The following is an 18504-nucleotide window of genomic DNA, read 5'->3' on the forward strand; positions in this document are numbered from 1 at the left end:
ATGGCAAGCAAGTCTATTCTTTCAAAGCTTGGCACTGCACTTCTTGTGTTCATCATCGTGTCGCCGGCAATCTTCTTCTTCGTCTGGATGCTGTCGCTTTCGCTGAAATACGAAATCGACAACGGTGCTTACCCGCCGATCCTGATACCGGAACGCTTTGCCTGGTCGAACTACACCGATATCTTTGCGGCCAACGACTTCCTGCTCTACTTTTGGAACAGCCTTCTCGTGACCGGTATGGCGACATTGCTTGCGCTGCTGGTTGGTGTTCCGGCAGGCTATGGCATCGCACGGCTCAAGGCGCATAAATCGGCAATCGTCATCATGATTGCACGTATGACGCCGGGTCTTTCTTACCTGATTCCGCTGTTCCTGCTGTTCCAGACGCTGGGTCTGCTCGGTACACTCTGGCCGCAGATCATCATCCATCTGGTCGTCACCGTTCCAATCGTGATCTGGATCATGATCGGTTATTTCGAGACAACACCGATGGAGCTTGAAGAAGCAGCCATTATCGATGGCGCTTCCTCGTGGCAGGTGTTCATGAAAGTTGCACTCCCGATTGCCAAACCCGGCGTTGTGGTGTCGCTCATCCTCGCGGTGATCTTCTCGTGGAACAATTTCGTTTTCGGCATCGTGCTCGCAAGCCGCGAGACACGCACCCTGCCGGTCGCAGTTTACAACATGCTGTCCTTTGAACAGGTCAGTTGGGGGCCACTTGCCGCCGCGGCGCTTGTGGTGACATTGCCGGTCCTGTTGCTAACCGTTTTCGCACAGCGCCAGATCGTTGCTGGTCTGACTGCAGGCGCCGTCAAATAAGAGTTGAGGTTCAAGATGGCATCTGTATCCATCCGAAATGCAATCAAGAAATATGGCAATGTCGGCGTGTTGCACGGCGTGTCCGTGGATATTCAGGACGGCGAATTTGTCGTACTGGTCGGCCCGTCGGGCTGTGGAAAATCCACGCTTCTGCGCATGATCGCAGGGCTTGAGGAAATCAGCGATGGTGAAATCGCCATTGGCCCGCGCGTCGTCAATGATCTGCGCGCCAAGGAACGCGATATCGCCATGGTGTTCCAGAACTATGCGCTCTATCCGCATATGACGGTGGCCGACAATATGGGCTTCGCGCTCATGCTGAAAAACGCGCCGAAGGAAGAACGCGACAGCCGTGTCAATCGTGCAGCAGAAATCCTCGGCCTCAACAAGCTGCTCGACCGCTTCCCCCGCCAGCTTTCCGGCGGTCAGCGCCAGCGTGTGGCTATGGGGCGTGCGATTGTTCGCGATCCACAGGTGTTTCTGTTTGACGAACCGCTCTCCAATCTTGACGCCAAGCTGCGCGTGCAGATGCGCGGCGAGATCAAGGGCCTGCATCAGCGTCTCAAGACCACCACGATTTACGTGACCCACGATCAGATCGAAGCCATGACCATGGCCGACAAGATCGTTGTCATGCGCGATGGTCTGGTGGAGCAGATCGGTGCGCCGCTCGATCTTTATGATCGTCCGGCCAATATGTTTGTCGCTGGCTTCATTGGTTCGCCATCGATGAACTTCGTCAATGGCAAGATCGAAGAAGGTTCGTTTGTGGCTGATGGCGGCATCCGTCTGCCGCTGCCTGAAGGCGATTATTCAAGTCTTTCGGGCAAGGCCGTTTACGGTATGCGCCCTGAGCACATGAAGATTGCCGATAACGGCGTGCCGGTCACAGTCGAAATCGTTGAGCCGACCGGTTCGGAAATCATGGTTATGGGCAAGCTCGGCGATCAGCCGGTTACCTGTCTGTTCCGCGAGCGCCTGACGGTGCGTTCCGGCGATGTGCTGACCATTGCGGTTGATCCGGCAACAAGCCATGTGTTTGAGCCGGAAAAAGGTAAACGCGTCAGTCGCTAAATCATCTGTCAGCAATGAAAAACGCCGGGCTTTTGCCCGGCGTTTTTGATATTTGTTTTACGCGTATCTTATCCGAAAACCGGTTCTCACTTTTCGGGATGCGCTCTATTCCGCAGCCTCTTTCACGGCCATCGGATTGTTCGGATGGGTCGTCCAGTTGGCATATTGTGCCGGGATCGGTGCCTTGGTGCGCGGATCGAAATCACCGATCTGCTCCATGGTGATGCAATCCTCGACCGGGCAGACATTGACGCAAAGATTGCAGCCAACGCATTCCTCATCGATGACCTCAAAGTGCCGCGCACCATTCACCAGATTGGTGATTGCCTGATGCGAGGTGTCCTCGCAGGCAATATGGCAACGCCCGCATTTGATGCAGAGATCCTGATCGATCCGCGCCTTGGTGACATAATTGAGGTTGAGATATTGCCAGTCGCTGACATGCCCCACAGCCATGCCACGGAAATCATCGAGCGTCTGATAGCCTTTGCTATCCATCCAGTCGGAAAGACCGTCGATCATTTCTTCAACGACCTTGAAGCCATAGGTCATAGCAGCGGTACAGACCTGAACCGTGCCGCAGCCGAGCGCGATAAATTCGGCTGCATCGCGCCATGTGGTAATCCCGCCAATGCCTGAAATCGGCAGGCAATGCGTTTCAGGGTCGCGCGCAATTTCCGCCACCATGTTGAGCGCAATCGGCTTCACTGCCGGGCCGCAATAGCCGCCATGGCTCCCGCGACCATCAATGGATGGGACCGGCGACATGCTGTCGAGATCGACCGACACGATGGAATTGATGGTGTTGATCAACGACACGGCATCCGTACCCGCAGCATGGGCACCGCGTGCGGGCTTGCGAATATCAGTGATGTTCGGCGTCAGTTTGGTGATCACTGGCATCCGGCTATATTGCTTGCACCACTTGACGACCATGGCGACATATTCCGGCACCTGGCCAACAGCCGCACCCATGCCGCGTTCGCTCATGCCGTGCGGACAGCCGAAGTTCAGCTCAATGCCATCTGCGCCGGTTTCTTCCACCAGTGGCAGGATTGCTTTCCATGCTTCTTCTTCGCAAGGCACCATGATCGAGGCGATCAGTGCGCGGTCGGGCCAGCGCATCTTCACTTCTTTCATTTCACGCAGGTTCACTTCCAGCGGCCGGTCGGTGATCAGCTCGATATTGTTGAGACCCAGCAGGCGCCGGTCGGCACCATGGATCGCGCCATAACGCGGACCATTGACGTTGACCACCGGCGGGCCTTCAGCCCCCAGCGTTTTCCAGACCACGCCACCCCAGCCAGCCTTGAAAGCCCGTTCGACATTGTAAGCTTTGTCGGTCGGCGGAGCCGAAGCCAGCCAGAACGGGTTTGGAGACTTGATGCCGAGGAAGTTCGTTGAAAGATCAGCCATTTTTACTCTCCTCAGCCCTGTTCCTGGCCCAATGGCACACTGCGGTCGTGCGAAGCAGACGGGGAGGGCGCATGAAGTGCGCCGCCCGACAACACCGCATCGGCAAAGCCTTCAATCGCTTCGGGACGTTTTGTCAGCGTCGCATGGATGGATTCTGCTGCAACCTTGCCGTCTTCCACCGATGCAACGGTCAGATCCTGACCACCTGCAACGCAGTCGCCCCCAGCCCATATGCCCTCAACGGATGTACGACGATCTTCATCGACGCTGATGCGTCCTTTGGAAAGCCCGATACCTGAACCCGCTAGCGGCTCCGGTTCAAACTTCTGGCCGATTGCCTTGAAAACCTGATCGGCTTCAAGAATGAGATATTCGCCGGTGCCGGAAAGCTTGCCGCTATCGGTATTGGTGTATTCAAAGACCACGGCATTGACCGTGTCGTCTTCGCTCCGCTCAAGTGCATGCGGCTGCAACCAATGACGGATCACCACACCATGAATCTGCGCCAGTTCCTGCTCATAGGCACTGGCGTTCATGTTTTCCTGACCGCGACGATAAACGATGGTCACGTTTTCAGCGCCGAGCTTCTTGGTCTGGATGGCGACGTCTACAGCGGTCATGCCGCCACCGATAACCACGACATTGCGGCCAACGGGCAGGGACGAGAGGTCTTTTGCCTGTCGCAGATTGGCGATGTAATCGACGGCATCGATCACATTGGGCGCATCTTCGCCCGCCAGTCCGAGATCATTCACGCCAGGCATGCCCATGCCGAGGAAAACTGCATCATAGCCAGATTTCAAGGCTTCAATGGTGATGTCCTGACCAAGCGTCTGGTTATATTCGACGTTGATCGCGCCGATTTTGAGCACGAATTCGAGTTCGCGCTGGGCGAAATTATTGACCGTCTTATAGGCGGCAATACCATATTCATTGAGCCCGCCGCCCTTGGGCCGCGCTTCAAAAATCGTCACCTGATGACCATGCATGGCAAGGCGATGAGCCGCAGAGATACCCGCCGGACCGGCACCAACAACAGCGATGTGTTTGCCGGTTTCAGGCGCGCGCTTGAATGGATGATTGCCGGTTTCCATCAGAACATCGGTGGCATAGCGCTGCAATTCACCAATCTTGACCGGCTTGCCTTCCGAAGTTTCGCGAACGCACACTTCTTCGCAGAGCGTTTCTGTCGGGCAAACGCGGGCGCACATGCCGCCAAGAATGTTTTCCGAAAGAATGGTCTTTGCGGCGCCTACCGGATTGCCAGCATTGATCTGCCGAATGAACAACGGAATGTCGATGCTGGTCGGGCAGGCATTCATGCACGGTGCGTCGTAGCAGAAATAGCAGCGATCCGATTCCACAATGGCTTCATGCTTGGTAAGCGGCGGATGCAGATCGTCGAAAACATGCGCGTATTCGGCCTTTTCAAGCCGCGCCCCACGGATGTCAGGCCCGTTTGCGTGTCCCGGATTATCGACTGCATCAATAGGCGAATTCTCTGCTGATCGCATGGATCGCATCTCCCATTTTTGCTTGCGTTTTGGCGCGGGTTCCCTTTGCGCGCCTCAACTATTCCGGGCTGCGATCTTTGTCGTCATATGATGCCCGTTAATGACAGGATGACAGATTTTCACGGAAGGTCAAATTTTTTATCATATGGTCAATTTATGAGGATTCCGCACTACAAATGCAGAAAAGGCCCGGCTGTAGGAGCGCGGGCCTTTGACATTCAACTAAAATGCAAAATCAAAGCGGATCGGATTTGAGACCGTCCGGCGTCGCTTCCGAGACCGGGAAAGTTTGGGGTTCTTTGGGTAGTGCCGGGCGCGAACTCAGCACCAGAGCGCAACCTGCAATGATGATAGCAGCGCCGACAAACTGAATCACGGAAAGCTGCTCCTTCAGGAACACCGCACCGACCAGAACTGCGATGACTGTCACCACAAATTCAACGCTGATGGCTTTTGTCGGTCCGACATTTCCGACCAGTTTGAAATAAAGCACATAGGTGAGCGCGCTCATCACACATGCCGAAATCAGCAGATATACAAAGTCAACCGGCCCCGGCATGGCTGGCACAGGGACGGCAACGATCAATGGCAAGCTCAGAATGCCGCCAAAGACGAATGCGCCGATGGTGGTTTCCCATGAGCCGGTGCCGGAAAGACGGCGGCTGGCATAGTTGCTGCCGAAAGCCGCTGAAAAACAGGAGAAAAGCACAGCAACACAGCCCATGATGAAGGCCGGCGTGACAGCAACGGCAGGGAAGCCAACCAGAAGCACGATGCCGGTCACGCCAAGCAGCAGGCCGATAAGGCTACGCGAGGTGATGCGTTCAAGACCCCAGAGCTGGCTGATAACCATCGAGAAAAGCGGAATGGATGCAACGCAGATAGCGGCCATCGCCGTGCCGATCAGCGGCGTACCATAGGAAAGGCCGATCAGTTGCCCCGCCACCGTGGTTGCGCCGACAACTGCGAAAGGTTTCCATCCGGCATGAAAATCAAGTTTGCGTCCGGAAAGTTTCGCGATTGCAAAAAGCGTTCCGGCGGCAATGAAGGAGCGGAAAGTGACCGCGCCAACCCAGCCGAAGGCTTCGACCACGCGCAGCACGACGAGGAACGATAGTCCCCATGCTACGGCAAGAAAAATATAGGTCGCGATATCTCTGGGTTTCATGCCAGCAGGCTTTCAAGACGTATTGCGAATTATCGCATACCGGATTGTTAGGGAACGCCGTTGCAGCTTTATAAGAGTGAAGCCGGATCAGGTCGTTTTTGCGGCGGCGTTCGATGCCGCTTCTGCGATATTGGCAAAGAAGCGGTCCGCGATCTTTCGCGCGACCGAACCGAGCAATTTCGTGCCGATCTGTGCCACCTTGCCACCGGCATCGCCACGTATGGCGTAGGATAAAATCGTGCCGTCACCATCTTCGTCCAGGCGCACATCCGTCGCACCGTGCGCGAAGCCGGCTATGGAGCCTTCACCATGGCCGGAGATCGTATAGGAGACCGGCGGTTTCATATTCGACAATTCCAGAATGCCGTGAAAGCGAACCTTCAGAATCCCGAAGCTCACTTTGAGGGCGGCGCGTATCTCTGTTTCCGAAATACGCTCGATATCTTCGCAACCGGGAATGCAGGATTTCAGCGTTTCGATGTCGTTCAACGCATCCCAAACTGCTTGTCGTGGCGCCGCAATCCGCTCTTCTCCGGTCAGGTCCATGCTTCACTCCGAGGTGGATCACCCTAAATTGATCAATATGGTGTATATGACACTCTGTCCAAATTGGAAGTTCGGTAATTTATTTGCCGCAAATCTTCTCTAAAGCGCTTAATGTCCGCAATTAAATCGATTTGATTCGGGAGTAGCATCATGGCAAGAGACGCGACGAAGCTTGAAGCAACGGTCGCAAAGCTTAAAAAGCACTGGGCAGATTCGGCCCCGCACGATATGCGCGCGGCGTTCAAATCAGACCCGGGCCGGTTCGAGCGGTATTCGCTATCCCTGGATGACCTTCTGTTCGATTGGTCAAAATGCCGGGTCAACGACGAAACGATTAGTCTCCTCAAGGAACTGGCTGTTGCTGCCGATGTTGAAGGCCGTCGTGCGGCGATGTTTGCGGGTAAGCACATCAACAACACGGAGGACCGTGCCGTTCTCCATGTCGCGCTGCGCGATACTTCCTCGAAGGAAGTGCTCGTTGACGGGCACAATGTTCTGCCTGACGTGAAGGAAGTGCTCGACCGTATGGCTGCATTTGCGGACGGTATTCGGTCGGGTGCCATCAAGGGAGCGACCGGAAAGAAGATCACCGATATAGTCAATATTGGCATTGGCGGGTCCGACCTCGGACCTGTCATGGCAACTCTGGCTCTTTCACCATATCATGATGGCCCTCGTGCGCATTTTGTCTCCAATATCGACGGCGCGCACATTGCAGATACGCTTGGCATCCTCGATCCAGCAACAACGCTTGTCATCATTGCTTCCAAGACGTTCACGACCATCGAAACAATGACCAACGCGCAGACTGCGCGCAAATGGGTGGCGGAAGCGCTTGGAGAAGCGGCTGTGGGCGCCCATTTCGCCGCTGTCTCAACCGCACTGGACAAGGTCGCTGCCTTCGGCATTGCTGAAGACCGGGTCTTCGGTTTCTGGGACTGGGTTGGCGGACGTTATTCCGTATGGTCGGCTATCGGCCTGCCCGTGATGATTGCGATTGGGCCGGAGGATTTCCGCAAGTTTCTGGCAGGTGCGCATTCGATGGATGTGCATTTCCGAGATGCTCCGCTGGAAAAGAACTTAGCCGTCTGGCTGGGCCTTATCGGGTACTGGCATCGTGCGATCTGTGGCTATGGCAGCCGGGCGATCATACCCTACGACCAGCGTCTTGCCCGTCTCCCTGCCTATCTGCAGCAGCTGGATATGGAATCGAATGGCAAGAGCGTCACGGTCGATGGCAAGCCGGTTTCCGGTCCCACCGGCCCGGTTGTATGGGGTGAGCCTGGTACGAACGGCCAGCACGCTTTCTTCCAGCTTCTGCATCAGGGCACCGACACCATTCCGCTCGAATTCATCGTTGCGGCAAAGGGCCATGAAAAGCACCTCGACCATCAGCATGAAATGCTGCTGGCGAATTGCCTTGCACAGTCCGAGGCCTTGATGAAGGGGCGTACCCTTGATGAAGCGCGGGCGCAGTTGAAAGCGAAGAACCTTCCGGAAAGCGAAGTCGAACGCATTGCGCCGCATCGCGTTTTCTCGGGCAATCGCCCTTCGTTGACGCTGGTTCATGACAAGCTCGATCCGTTCGCTCTCGGACGTCTGGTAGCGCTGTATGAACACCGCGTGTTCGTCGAAGCACAGATTTTCGGCATCAATGCTTTCGATCAATGGGGCGTCGAACTTGGTAAGGAACTTGCCACCGAACTTCTGCCGGTGGTTTCGGGCGAGGAAGCGAGCGACGGTCGCGACGCATCCACACAAGGGCTTGTCGCGCATCTGCACGCGCGAAGGAAAGCTTGACGGCATTCTCTGCACAGCTAGAAATAAAGGAGAGCCGGGTTCGTAACCCGGCTCTCTTCATGAGAAATAAAATGGGAAATGAAATGAAAACCGAGATCGTAAAATTTGCCGGCGATGTACCGGGAAATGCCATCGAGTTGCGCGTGCTGCGCTTTGCAGGCAAGGACAGCGATGCGCCTTCCGCCTATTTGCAATCTTCGCTTCACGGTGCAGAACTTCCGGGGCAGGCGGCTCTTCATTTCCTGGTTCCGATGTTGAAGAAGGCCGCCGATGAAGGGCGCATTCTTGGCAATATCACCGTTGTTCCGCAAGCCAACCCGATCGGCTCCAATCAGTGGCAGGCACATCAGCATTTCGGTCGTTTCGAGACGTTTTCGCTGACCAATTTCAATCGCTCTTTCCCGCTGCTGCCGGATTTTGACACCTCTGAACTGCCTGAGCCGGATGCGCCGATTTCGCTGGCACAGCGCTTGAAGGCGACGCTTTTGAAGCTGGCTCTGCCAAATGACATCGTGCTCGACCTGCATTGCGACGACGAGAGCGAAAATTACGTTTATATCGCGGAAGAGTTTGCCGAGGATATGAAGGATCTGGCTATCGCGTTGAACTCGACAGCAATCCTCGCATGGGACACGACTGCTGATGCAGCTTTTGAAGAAGCTTGTGCCCATCCTGTCCTGAAGTTGCCGGCGGACAAGCGCAACATGAAGCGCCGGGCTGTTACGACCGTTGAATTCCGCGGTTTGAGTGATGTTTATGCCGATATGGGCAAAGGCGACGCCGAAGGCCTGTACAAATTCCTCGTGCATCGGGGTGTTGTCCGCGACGACAATGTGAAGCTTGAGACGGAATATAAGGGTCTTGTTACACCGCTTTCGCATGTCGAGATGCTGCGCGCACCGGAAGGCGGCATGGTGTTGTTCCATGTAGCGCCGGGCGATGAAGTAAAGGCGGGCATGAAGCTGGTTACAGTGGTTACGAAGCCGGGTGAACCAGAGGGCGACATCACGCTGACTGCCCCGCAGGACGGGCGCATCCTGACCCGTCGCTCGCTGCGCTATGTTCGTCGTGGGGATGATCTTCTCAAACTGCTTGGCGCGAAGCCTTCTGTTGTCAAGAAACGTGCCGGTGCGTTGGAAGCATGAGCGACAAGCCTTCCGCCGAGCGTATAAAGTCGATCCGTGCCGTCCTGTTCGACAAGGACGGCACATTGATCGATTTCGACCGTACCTGGTTTTCAATCTCGTGGCAGCTTGCGCAGCGCGCTGCAAAAGGTGACGAGATAAGGGCTCGCGCATTGCTCGACGCGGGGGGGTATGACTGGCTGACCGAGCGTTTCCGGGCCAATTCGGTTATCGCCGCCGGTACAGTCGAAGATATCGTTTCGCTCTGGCATCCAGATATTGCGTCGGAGCAGTTGCGCAAGCTTGTCGAAGAATATGATGCTTATTGCGTCACCGAAGGTGCGCGCTCAGCGGTTGCTATTGAAGCTGTTCGCGAAACGTTGGAAGTGCTTCGCACAATGGGCTTCCGGCTAGGCATTGCTACCAATGATTCCGAAGCTGGTGCGCATGCCACCGCCAAAGCTCTGGGTATCCATGGGCTCTTCGATGTCGTGATCGGCTACAACACGGCGGCGCGCCCAAAACCGTATCCCGATCCGCTGCTCTATTTTGCAGAAAAGCTGGGATTGGCACCGGACGAGATCGCCATGGTCGGGGACAATCTGCATGATCTGGAAACAGCCCATGCTGCCGGGGCAGGGCTTGCAGTCGGTGTTCTATCGGGCAATTCTCCTCGTGAGGCGCTGGAGCCTCATGCGGATGTGGTGTTGGACAGCGTGGCTGGACTGCCTGAACTGCTGAAGAGATGAGTGCGGGCTTCCATTCAGAGAATTGAATGGAAGCATCAGGACAATTCATCTTCGATGCTCTTGCGGTGTGATTGGGGTGGAGTAGCATGGCGGGACGTTTAACGTTCCCGAGCTATGTCCATGATCCTGATCGGCCAGTATGATTCCCCTTTTGTGCGGCGTGTCGCTATCGCCATGCGGCTCTACGGCCTGCCATTCGAACATAAACCATGGTCGACATTTGGTGACCGTGACAGGCTTGCGGAGTTTAATCCGCTGAGCCGTGTGCCGACGCTTGTGCTGGATGATGGCGACGTCGTGATCGAAAGCGCGGCGATACTCGACTATCTCGATGAGATCGCAGTCGGCAAGCCTCCGTTGATCGCGCCAAAAGGTGCCGAACGCCGTCAGACATTGAAGATATGCGCGCTTTCGACCGGTCTTGCCGATAAGGCCGTAAGCCTCCTCTATGAAGGTTTGCTGCGAAGCGAAAAATCAAACGTTTGGGTTGAGCGGTGCGAGACGCAGATCGCGCGGGTGCTGGATGTTCTGGAAAGTGATCTTGCAGAACGGAAATCATCGTACTGGTTTGGAGACGATATTGGGCATGCCGATATCGCGGCGGCTTGCGCGCTTCGCTTTCTGCGCGAGGCCCATCCCAATCTCTTTAATGAACAGAAATATCCGGCATTGGCTGGTCTGGCGGCTCGATGCGAAGCGCTAGCACCTTTTCAGGAAATCGTTCAGCCTCTGGCACCGCCCTCTGCATGATTCACTCTGAAACAAATGCGGCCGGATGAAATGTCCGGCCGCATTTGTTTCTGAATTTCAACGTTCTCAGTCGCGAAGTTCGCGGCGCAAAATCTTGCCAACATTGCTCTTTGGCAGGCTTTCGCGGAATTCCACTTCGCGCGGGCGTTTGTAGTTGGTGAGACGTTCGGCACAATAGGCTTTAACCTCGTTTTCGGTCAGGTTGAGGTCACTGCGGACAACGAACAACTTCACGACTTCGCCCGAATGCTCGTTCGGTATGCCGACAGCCGCGGTCTCCACAATGCCTGGATGACCGGCGGCAACTTCTTCGATTTCGTTTGGATAGACATTGAAGCCGGAAACCAGGATCATGTCCTTCTTGCGGTCAACGATCTTGGTGTAGCCGCGTTCGTCCATGAAGCCCATGTCGCCCGTGCGGAAGAAACCATCGGGCATGATCGCGCGCTTGGTTTCATCAGGGCGTTCCCAATATCCCTTCATCACCTGCGGACCGCGCACGCAGATTTCCCCGACCTCACCGAGTGCCAGGTCATTTCCGTCATCGTCACGGATTGCCACATCGGTCGATGGCATGGGCAGGCCGATGGTTCCGGAGAACTCGGTTGCATCGAGCGCGTTGGCGCAGGCGACGGGCGAGGTTTCCGAAAGGCCATATCCTTCCGTGATGTGACAACCGGTCATTTTCTGCCAGCGTTCGGCAACAGGACGTTGCACAGCCATTCCGCCGCCGAGAGTGAGAATAAGAGGTTTGAAATCCAGGGGCTGGAAATCTGGATTATTCATGAGGCCATTGAACAGGGTGTTGAGGCCCGGAAAGATATGGAACGGGTATTTCTTCAGCTCCTTGACGAAGCCAGCAATATCGCGCGGATTGGGAATGAGGATATTTCGCGCGCCGAGCTTGATGCCGATCATCGCATTCACTGTAAGCGCGAAAATATGATAAAGCGGTAGGGCGCACACGAAATTCAGCGCCTTGGGCTTGCCCTTGTTCCGGAATGCAACCTCCATCCAGACATGCATCTGCTCCACATTCGCAAGAATATTGCTATGGGTCAGCATGGCGCCTTTCGAGATGCCTGTCGTGCCGCCTGTATATTGCAGGAAGGCAAGGTCAGAACCTTGAACCGGAATGGGGTTGAAGGACTGGGCACGGCCTTGAGCCAATGCATCCTTGAAACGGATATGTCCCGGAATGTTCCACACCGGCACCATTTTCTTTACGCGGCGCACGACCAGATTGATGATGTGGCCCTTCAAGCCATGCATGTCGCCCATCGACGCGACAATAATATTGGGAACATTGACGGAGTTGAGGGTCTTTTCCACCGTCGACGCGAAGTTTTCCAGAACAATCAATGCCTTGGCACCTGAATCGTTCAACTGGTGTTCCAGTTCGCGTGGCGTATAAAGCGGATTGACGTTCACCACCACGAAACCGGCGCGGAGAATAGCCGTAAACGCAATTGGATAATGCAGGATGTTTGGCATCATCACTGCGACGCGATCACCTTTGACGAGACCACGCGATTGGAGAAACGCTGCGAGTGCGCGTGAGTGCTCGTCCAACTCCTTGAAAGAGAGGTCCTTCCCCATGCAGGTGAAGGCGGGGTTACCGGGGAACTGTCGGCAGGAAGCCAGAATCATATCGCTAATGGAGGACGTCTTGCTGAGATCAATCTCATGCGGAACGCCCGCCGGGTATGACTTCAACCAGATCTTTTCCCGCAGAGACGCACTTTTATCGGCTGTATCTGCCGCGACGGGTTCAACTACGGATGCACTTTGCCCAGTCGTTTTTTTTGCCATTTCTTCTCCCCGGATTGCTCCGTCCTAAGTAGGGTCGCCTGCGCGCCCGCCGTCTCCCAAGCCGCCCGCCCGCGGACAGCCTCCTCAATCATAAATGTGGTCGAGTTTTACTCTCTTCGCAAGAGTTACATTGACGTAAGCGTAAATTAAAAAAGAGTCGAGCGTCTTCCCCAATTTTTAAGTTTAACAATCACAATAGGTTGAAACTTAGCATCGGGGAAAAATAGCAGCTTCGCTAGTGTGGCGAATCCGAAATTCGTCTCACGCGGGAGTGAGGTTGTGTACGAATTTCGGATTCAAAGCCACCACACTAGCCGAGCCATATCACAATTGTGTCGGTCAATCCGTTTGGTGCACTTCAGGCGCCTGATTTCTCAGGGACCGAATAAGTATGGAGATTGCTTTGCCGCCATAGGTTACCAGATCGTAGTTCCTGTCACCCCGCAACCATTCATTGAGGAGACCGCTCAACATGGAAAGCAGGATCGGCGCTGCCGTGTCAGCAGTCCATTCTTTTGAAAGCTCCCCACGTCTGGCAGCCACGTCGAGCAATCCTGCAAACAATGAGAGGACATTGGATCGTGCTTCTCTGAGACGCTCTTCGAGCGGGGCTATTTCGCCAACGAACTCGCATCGCTGGTTGATGATGATGAAAATGTTCTGCTGCCGCTCATCGTTGGAGAAAAGTTGCAGCGCCTGGATAATCGATTGTTCCAGAACATGCATTGGATTGGGGTGATCGACAGCCGCTGCCTGCAACATGATTTCTTCTTGTGGAAACCGGACGCTGCCTATGATTGTGCGGACAATTTCAAGCTTGTCGTGAAAGTGGAAATAAATCGCTCCCCGTGTCACACCGGCATGACAGGCGATTTCCATCAGTGTAGATTGGTTGACACCGCGCTCGAGGAAAACCTGCTCGGCGGCCACCAGAATGGCTTCCCGGGTTTCGGCTGCCTCGGCTTTCGTTCTTCGCATGATTTCTCTCGGATGGATGCAGACTAATGGCCCAATTTGCCAGTGAATCTGGATAACTCATTCGTGATCTGTAATATTAGGTGATTGACTATAACACGGTAGTTCGTGTTTACAAACACTTGTGTATGTTAAATTGGCAGCACCGCGCGACAGCAAGGGCACTCCCATCATGACCATGAACCGTTCTATTCGGCTTTTTGCGGCAGGGGCCGCATTTCTCGTCTTTGCGGGGCAACCCGTTCTGGCGCAAGCACCGGGGGGTGCAACACCGCCTCCGCCACAGGTATCCGTCACTGTGGTCAAGCCGCATGACGTACCTGTTACCTACGAATATGCGGCGCGCATCAGCGCCTATCGCGATGTCCAGGTGCGCGCGCGCGTGGGTGGAATATTGCTTCACCGCAATTTCGTCGAAGGGACGGAAGTCAAAGCAGGCGACGTGTTGTTCGAAATAGACCCGGCGCCTTATGAGGCCGAGCTTGAAAAGGCTCAGGCACAGGTGGCGCAGGCTGAAGCGCAGTATCAGCAATCCATTCGCGATGCTGAACGCGCTGAACAACTCGTCCAGCAGAAGGTGCAGAGCACCGCCGTGCGTGATTCCGCTTTCGCAACGCGCGACCTGAACAAGGCGTCGGTTGCCGCAGCTAAAGCACAGCTTCGCACAGCAGAACTCAATCTGAGCTATACCAAGGTCACCGCGCCCATCAGCGGTATCACCAGCCTTGAGCAGGTGAACGAAGGCAGCCTTATCGGGACAGACGCATCTTCCAGTCTCCTGACCTCGATCATGCAGCTTGATCCGGTTTATGTGAATTTCTCCTTCACAGATACGGAAGCAGCAGAAATCGACCGTTTGCGTGCTGAACGCGGTGCAACGGGTGAAGACGCGGATCGCCTCAAGATCAAGGTCCTGTTCGGCGACGGACAGGCTTACGATCATGAAGGTACGATCGACTTCACCTCGTCGTCGCTCGATACCGAAACGGGCACGCTCGGCGCTCGTGCGGTCGTAGAGAATCCGAATCGTCGCCTGATCCCTGGTCAGTTCGTCCGCGCAGTGATTCTCGGCATTCAGGTCAAGAACGCTATCACGATCCCGAAGGCTGCATTGCTTCAGGGCCCGCAAACGCAGTTTGTATATGTCGTCAACAAGGACAACATTGTCGAAGTGCGGCCAATCACGGTTGCTCGTGAACTGAGCGACGCATGGCTGGTTTCCGAAGGTCTCAGCGCAGGCGATCGGGTTATTACCGAGGGCCTTATCAAGGCAGCTCCGGGTAAGCCCGTGAATCCGGTCGACGCAGCTACTGAAGCAAGCAATCAGACATCGCCCGATAAGGCTGGTGCTGATGCTGGCAAAGAACAGGCGGCAGGCAAGCAATGAATAGATTCTTCGTCGACCGCCCCGTTTTCGCGGCGGTCATCTCCATTGTGCTCGTGCTGGCTGGCCTGATCTGTATCCGGATCCTGCCGATTGCGCAGTACCCTGAATTGACGCCGCCACAGGTCGTCGTCAGTGCAACCTATCCCGGCGCAAGTGCCGAAACGGTGGCGCAGACTGTTGCTGCGCCATTGGAACAGCAGATCAACGGCGTCGAGAACATGCTTTATATGCAGTCCTCGAGCCTTGGTAGCGGTACGATGCAGTTGACCGTGACCTTCGCTCTGGGCACTGACCCGGATCAGGCCACCATCAACGTCAACAACCGCGTGCAGCGTGCGACCTCGTCGCTTCCGCAGGAAGTTCAGCGTCTCGGTGTCACGGTGGACAAGCGTTCCACCACGATTCTCGGCATGGTCGCCATGTTCTCCGACAGCGATCGGTATGACCGCACCTATGTCGGTAACTACGCGCTTCTAAACGTGGTCGATGACCTCAAGCGTTTGCAGGGTGTTGGCGATGTGCAGCTACTTGGCAATATCGATTATTCGATGCGTATCTGGCTGCGTCCAGACAAGCTGGCGCAGTATAATCTGACCCCAAGCGATGTCTCGACGGCCATTCAGGAGCAGAATGCGCAGTTTGCAGCAGGCCGCTTCGGTGACCAGCCTGACCCGCAAGCTGGTCCGTTCACCTATACGGCGACCACGCAAGGGCGTTTGCCGGATGCTGCGGCTTTCGAGAACATCATCCTGCGTTCCAGCTCCAACGCCGCAACGTTGCGTCTCAAGGATGTCGCGCGCGTCGAGCTCGGCACGGAAAGTTATCTCGTCGACAGTAATCTTAACGGCACGTCTGCTGTCCCGATTGCAATCTATCTGCAGCCGGGTGCGAACGCGCTCAATACGATGGAACTCATTCAGAACCGTATGAATGAGCTGAAGGCGAGCTTCCCGGCTGGTATCGACTACTCGATCCCCTTTGATACGACAAAGTTCATCAAGGTTTCCATCGAGGAAGTGGTTCACACCTTCATCGAGGCGATCATTCTCGTCGTGCTGGTGGTTTTCATCTTCCTGCAGAACTGGCGGGCGACACTTATTCCCATCATCGCAGTGCCGATCTCGATCATTGGTACTTTCGCGGGCATGTATGTGCTTGGCTTCTCCATCAACCTCCTGACGCTTTTCGGCCTGGTGTTGGCAATCGGTATCGTGGTCGATGACGCCATTGTGGTTCTGGAAAACGTCGAACGTATCATGACGACCGAGAAACTGTCGCCACGCAAGGCCGCCATCAAGGCAATGGGCGAAGTGACAGGACCGGTTGTCGCGATTGTTCTCGTGCTTTGCGCCGTGTTTATTCCAGTGGCCTTCATGGGCGGTCTTGTCGGCGAAATGTACAAGCAATTCGCCGTCACCATCGCGATTTCGGTGACGTTGTCCGGTCTTGTGGCTCTGACACTGACACCGGCGCTCTGCGCACTGATCCTGAAGCCTGGCCATCACGAGCCAATGCTGCCGTTCCGCATCTTCAACCGCTTCTTCGAGCGGGTGACAGACGGCTATTCTCGTGGCGTTCGCTTCTTTTTGAAGCGCGCCGCAATCGGTCTGATCATTTTTGCAGGCCTTCTTGGCGCTACCTACTATCTTTTCGAGAGGGTGCCGGGATCGCTGTTGCCTGACGAGGATCAGGGGTTCCTGTTCAGTGTTGCGGTACTTCCTCCTGCGGCCTCTCTGGAGCGCACAACGGCGGTTCTGGATCAGGCAAGCGCGAATATCCGGAAAAGCCCGGCTGTGGAAAGCGTCTTTGCGGTATCCGGTTTCGACCTTCTGTCGGGCGGTCTGAAAACCAGTGCGGGCACGATGTTCATCATGCTCAAAGACTGGAAAGAGCGTACGACACCTGAGACTGATGCACGCAATCTTCCCGGCGCGATCATGGCGATGAATTCGGGCATCAAGGACGGGCTTGTTCTGGCGTTCAACCCACCTCCGATCATGGGCCTCAGCACGACCGGCGGTTTTGAACTCTATGTTCAGGATCGTACAGGCGGTGGTGTGGAATCGCTGACACGTGCGACCAAGCTCATTACCGAAGCTGCGGCCAAGCGGCCGGAGTTGCAGGGCGTTCGTACGACGTTTGATCCGAACGTTCCCCAGTATGACATCCAGCTTGATCGCGAAAAGGCGAAGGCTATGGGTGTGCCGATCAACTCCGTATTCACTGCAATGCAGGCGACGTTCGGCAGCCTCTACGTCAACGACTTTACGCTGTTTGGCCGCAACTATCAGGTCAACCTGCAGTCGGAAGCCGAGTTCCGTCGCGATCCAAGCGATCTCAAGCATGTCTTCGTGCGAGCCAATTCTGGCAGCATGATCCCGCTTGATGCCCTTGTGACAGTCAAGCGTATTGTCGGCCCCGATCAGCTGGAACGCTTCAATGCCTTCAACGCAGCGAAGATTACCGGTAATCCGGCACCGGGTTTCACCTCTGGTGACGCGATCAAGGCAATGCAGGAAGTGGCGGCGGAAGTTCTTCCGCAAGGCTATCAGATCGCATGGACCGGCTCGGCCTATCAGGAAGTGACCACCAGCGGCACCGGCACACAGGCCATGATCTTTGGTCTTGTCATGGTGTTCCTGATCCTTGCTGCACAGTATGAACGCTGGAGCCTGCCGCTCGCCGTCATCACCGCGGTACCTTTTGCTATCTTCGGTGCGCTGTTGGCGACCGATCTGCGCGGGTTGACCAATGACGTGTATTTCCAGATTGGTCTGGTGACACTCATAGGTCTGGCGGCGAAGAACGCGATTCTGATTGTGGAATTCGCGGTGCTTGAACGAGAGACGGGCAAGTCCGCCATCGAGGCGGCAGCGTCGGCAGCTCGTTTGCGCTTCCGTCCGATTGTGATGACCTCGCTGGCCTTCATTCTTGGCGTGGTGCCGCTCGCAATCAGCACGGGTGCCGGTTCGGCAAGCCGTCACTCGATCGGTACGGGCGTTATCGGCGGCATGTTGGCAGCAACGTTTATCGCTACGTTCTTCATTCCGATGTTCTACAGTCTGATAGCGCGCAAGCCTCCGAAGAAACCGGAGGATGAAGATGCGAATGAAACAACTGGTCCGAATGGACCAGCTGACAACCAGATCTAGCCAGTTTCTAGAGCCAAACAAAAGCCCCGCCGAAAGGCGGGGCTTATACATTTGAGGCCGGAACGTTAAACTTCGTTCCGGCCTCTATGTCATTGTGGTGAATGCAACACCGCAATGGCTGCTGCAAAGCGGTTGAGCCCGTCGGGGCGTGAACTTTCGTTCGTAAAAAAGCAGAACCCTTTGCAGCTTTTGAGGTCTTGTCGCACCGTTGAGGGAGC

Annotated in this window: 14 protein-coding genes; 8 read left to right on the top strand and 6 right to left on the bottom strand. The window is 55.5% G+C overall.

From position 1 onward, the window contains the following. Both HWX93_RS14095 and HWX93_RS14100 read left to right on the top strand, forming a co-directional pair. The gene (locus HWX93_RS14095; protein WP_151554385.1) at window positions 1-819 is read left to right on the top strand and encodes a carbohydrate ABC transporter permease; all 819 of its coding nucleotides are present in this window, start codon (window positions 1-3) and stop codon (window positions 817-819) included. Window positions 820-834: 15 nt separating this feature from the next. Continuing rightward, on the top strand, window positions 835-1893 hold the full coding sequence (locus tag HWX93_RS14100) for an ABC transporter ATP-binding protein (protein WP_151554384.1): 1059 nt from the start codon (window positions 835-837) through the stop codon (window positions 1891-1893). Window positions 1894-1998: 105 nt separating this feature from the next. Here HWX93_RS14100 and preA read toward each other — a convergent pair whose 3' ends face one another. From preA to HWX93_RS14120, 4 genes are all read right to left on the bottom strand, one after another. Next, on the bottom strand, window positions 1999-3309 hold the full coding sequence (gene preA / locus HWX93_RS14105) for an NAD-dependent dihydropyrimidine dehydrogenase subunit PreA (protein WP_176037674.1): 1311 nt from the start codon (window positions 3307-3309) through the stop codon (window positions 1999-2001). Between the two features lie 11 nt (window positions 3310-3320). After that, window positions 3321-4832, bottom strand: coding sequence for an NAD(P)-dependent oxidoreductase (locus HWX93_RS14110; protein WP_176037675.1), 1512 nt, complete (start codon window positions 4830-4832; stop codon window positions 3321-3323). Window positions 4833-5058: 226 nt separating this feature from the next. Beyond that, window positions 5059-5991: a DMT family transporter gene (locus tag HWX93_RS14115; protein ID WP_176037676.1), complete on the bottom strand. Its 933-nt coding sequence runs from the start codon at window positions 5989-5991 to the stop codon at window positions 5059-5061. Between the two features lie 87 nt (window positions 5992-6078). Beyond that, a complete protein-coding gene (locus HWX93_RS14120) occupies window positions 6079-6537 on the bottom strand; it encodes an SRPBCC family protein (RefSeq protein ID WP_151652175.1) in 459 nt (152 codons plus the stop codon). Between the two features lie 150 nt (window positions 6538-6687). Here HWX93_RS14120 and pgi point away from each other — a divergent pair, with 150 nt between their 5' ends. The 4 genes from pgi to HWX93_RS14140 all read left to right on the top strand — a co-directional run bounded on the left by pgi (window position 6688) and on the right by HWX93_RS14140 (window position 10960). Next, on the top strand, window positions 6688-8337 hold the full coding sequence (gene pgi / locus HWX93_RS14125; RefSeq protein WP_151554379.1) for a glucose-6-phosphate isomerase: 1650 nt from the start codon (window positions 6688-6690) through the stop codon (window positions 8335-8337). Window positions 8338-8420: 83 nt separating this feature from the next. Beyond that, a complete protein-coding gene (locus HWX93_RS14130) occupies window positions 8421-9482 on the top strand; it encodes a succinylglutamate desuccinylase/aspartoacylase family protein (RefSeq protein WP_151652174.1) in 1062 nt (353 codons plus the stop codon). After that, on the top strand, window positions 9479-10210 hold the full coding sequence (locus HWX93_RS14135; RefSeq protein WP_151554377.1) for an HAD family hydrolase: 732 nt from the start codon (window positions 9479-9481) through the stop codon (window positions 10208-10210). Before HWX93_RS14130 ends, HWX93_RS14135 begins: the two co-directional genes overlap by 4 nt. A gap of 120 nt (window positions 10211-10330) precedes the next feature. Further along, window positions 10331-10960 carry a glutathione S-transferase family protein gene (locus tag HWX93_RS14140; RefSeq protein ID WP_167522178.1) on the top strand — a complete coding sequence of 210 codons (630 nt, stop codon included), beginning with the start codon at window positions 10331-10333 and terminating at the stop codon, window positions 10958-10960. A 66-nt stretch (window positions 10961-11026) separates the two neighbouring features. Here the strand turns inward: HWX93_RS14140 and HWX93_RS14145 are convergent, their stop codons facing one another. Both HWX93_RS14145 and HWX93_RS14150 read right to left on the bottom strand, forming a co-directional pair. Next, window positions 11027-12772: a long-chain fatty acid--CoA ligase gene (locus tag HWX93_RS14145; protein ID WP_176037677.1), complete on the bottom strand. Its 1746-nt coding sequence runs from the start codon at window positions 12770-12772 to the stop codon at window positions 11027-11029. 339 nt (window positions 12773-13111) lie between these two features. Then, window positions 13112-13750 carry a TetR family transcriptional regulator gene (locus HWX93_RS14150; RefSeq protein WP_151554374.1) on the bottom strand — a complete coding sequence of 213 codons (639 nt, stop codon included), beginning with the start codon at window positions 13748-13750 and terminating at the stop codon, window positions 13112-13114. Between the two features lie 169 nt (window positions 13751-13919). Here HWX93_RS14150 and HWX93_RS14155 point away from each other — a divergent pair, with 169 nt between their 5' ends. Next, complete coding sequence (locus HWX93_RS14155) at window positions 13920-15134, top strand: efflux RND transporter periplasmic adaptor subunit (protein ID WP_151554373.1); 1215 nt, start codon at window positions 13920-13922, stop codon at window positions 15132-15134. Beyond that, window positions 15131-18286, top strand: coding sequence for a multidrug efflux RND transporter permease subunit BepE (gene bepE, locus HWX93_RS14160; protein ID WP_151554372.1), 3156 nt, complete (start codon window positions 15131-15133; stop codon window positions 18284-18286). Before HWX93_RS14155 ends, bepE begins: the two co-directional genes overlap by 4 nt. Window positions 18287-18504: the final 218 nt, after the last annotated feature.

It is taken from the genome of Brucella tritici (assembly GCF_902825325.1).
Lineage (GTDB): Bacteria > Pseudomonadota > Alphaproteobacteria > Rhizobiales > Rhizobiaceae > Brucella.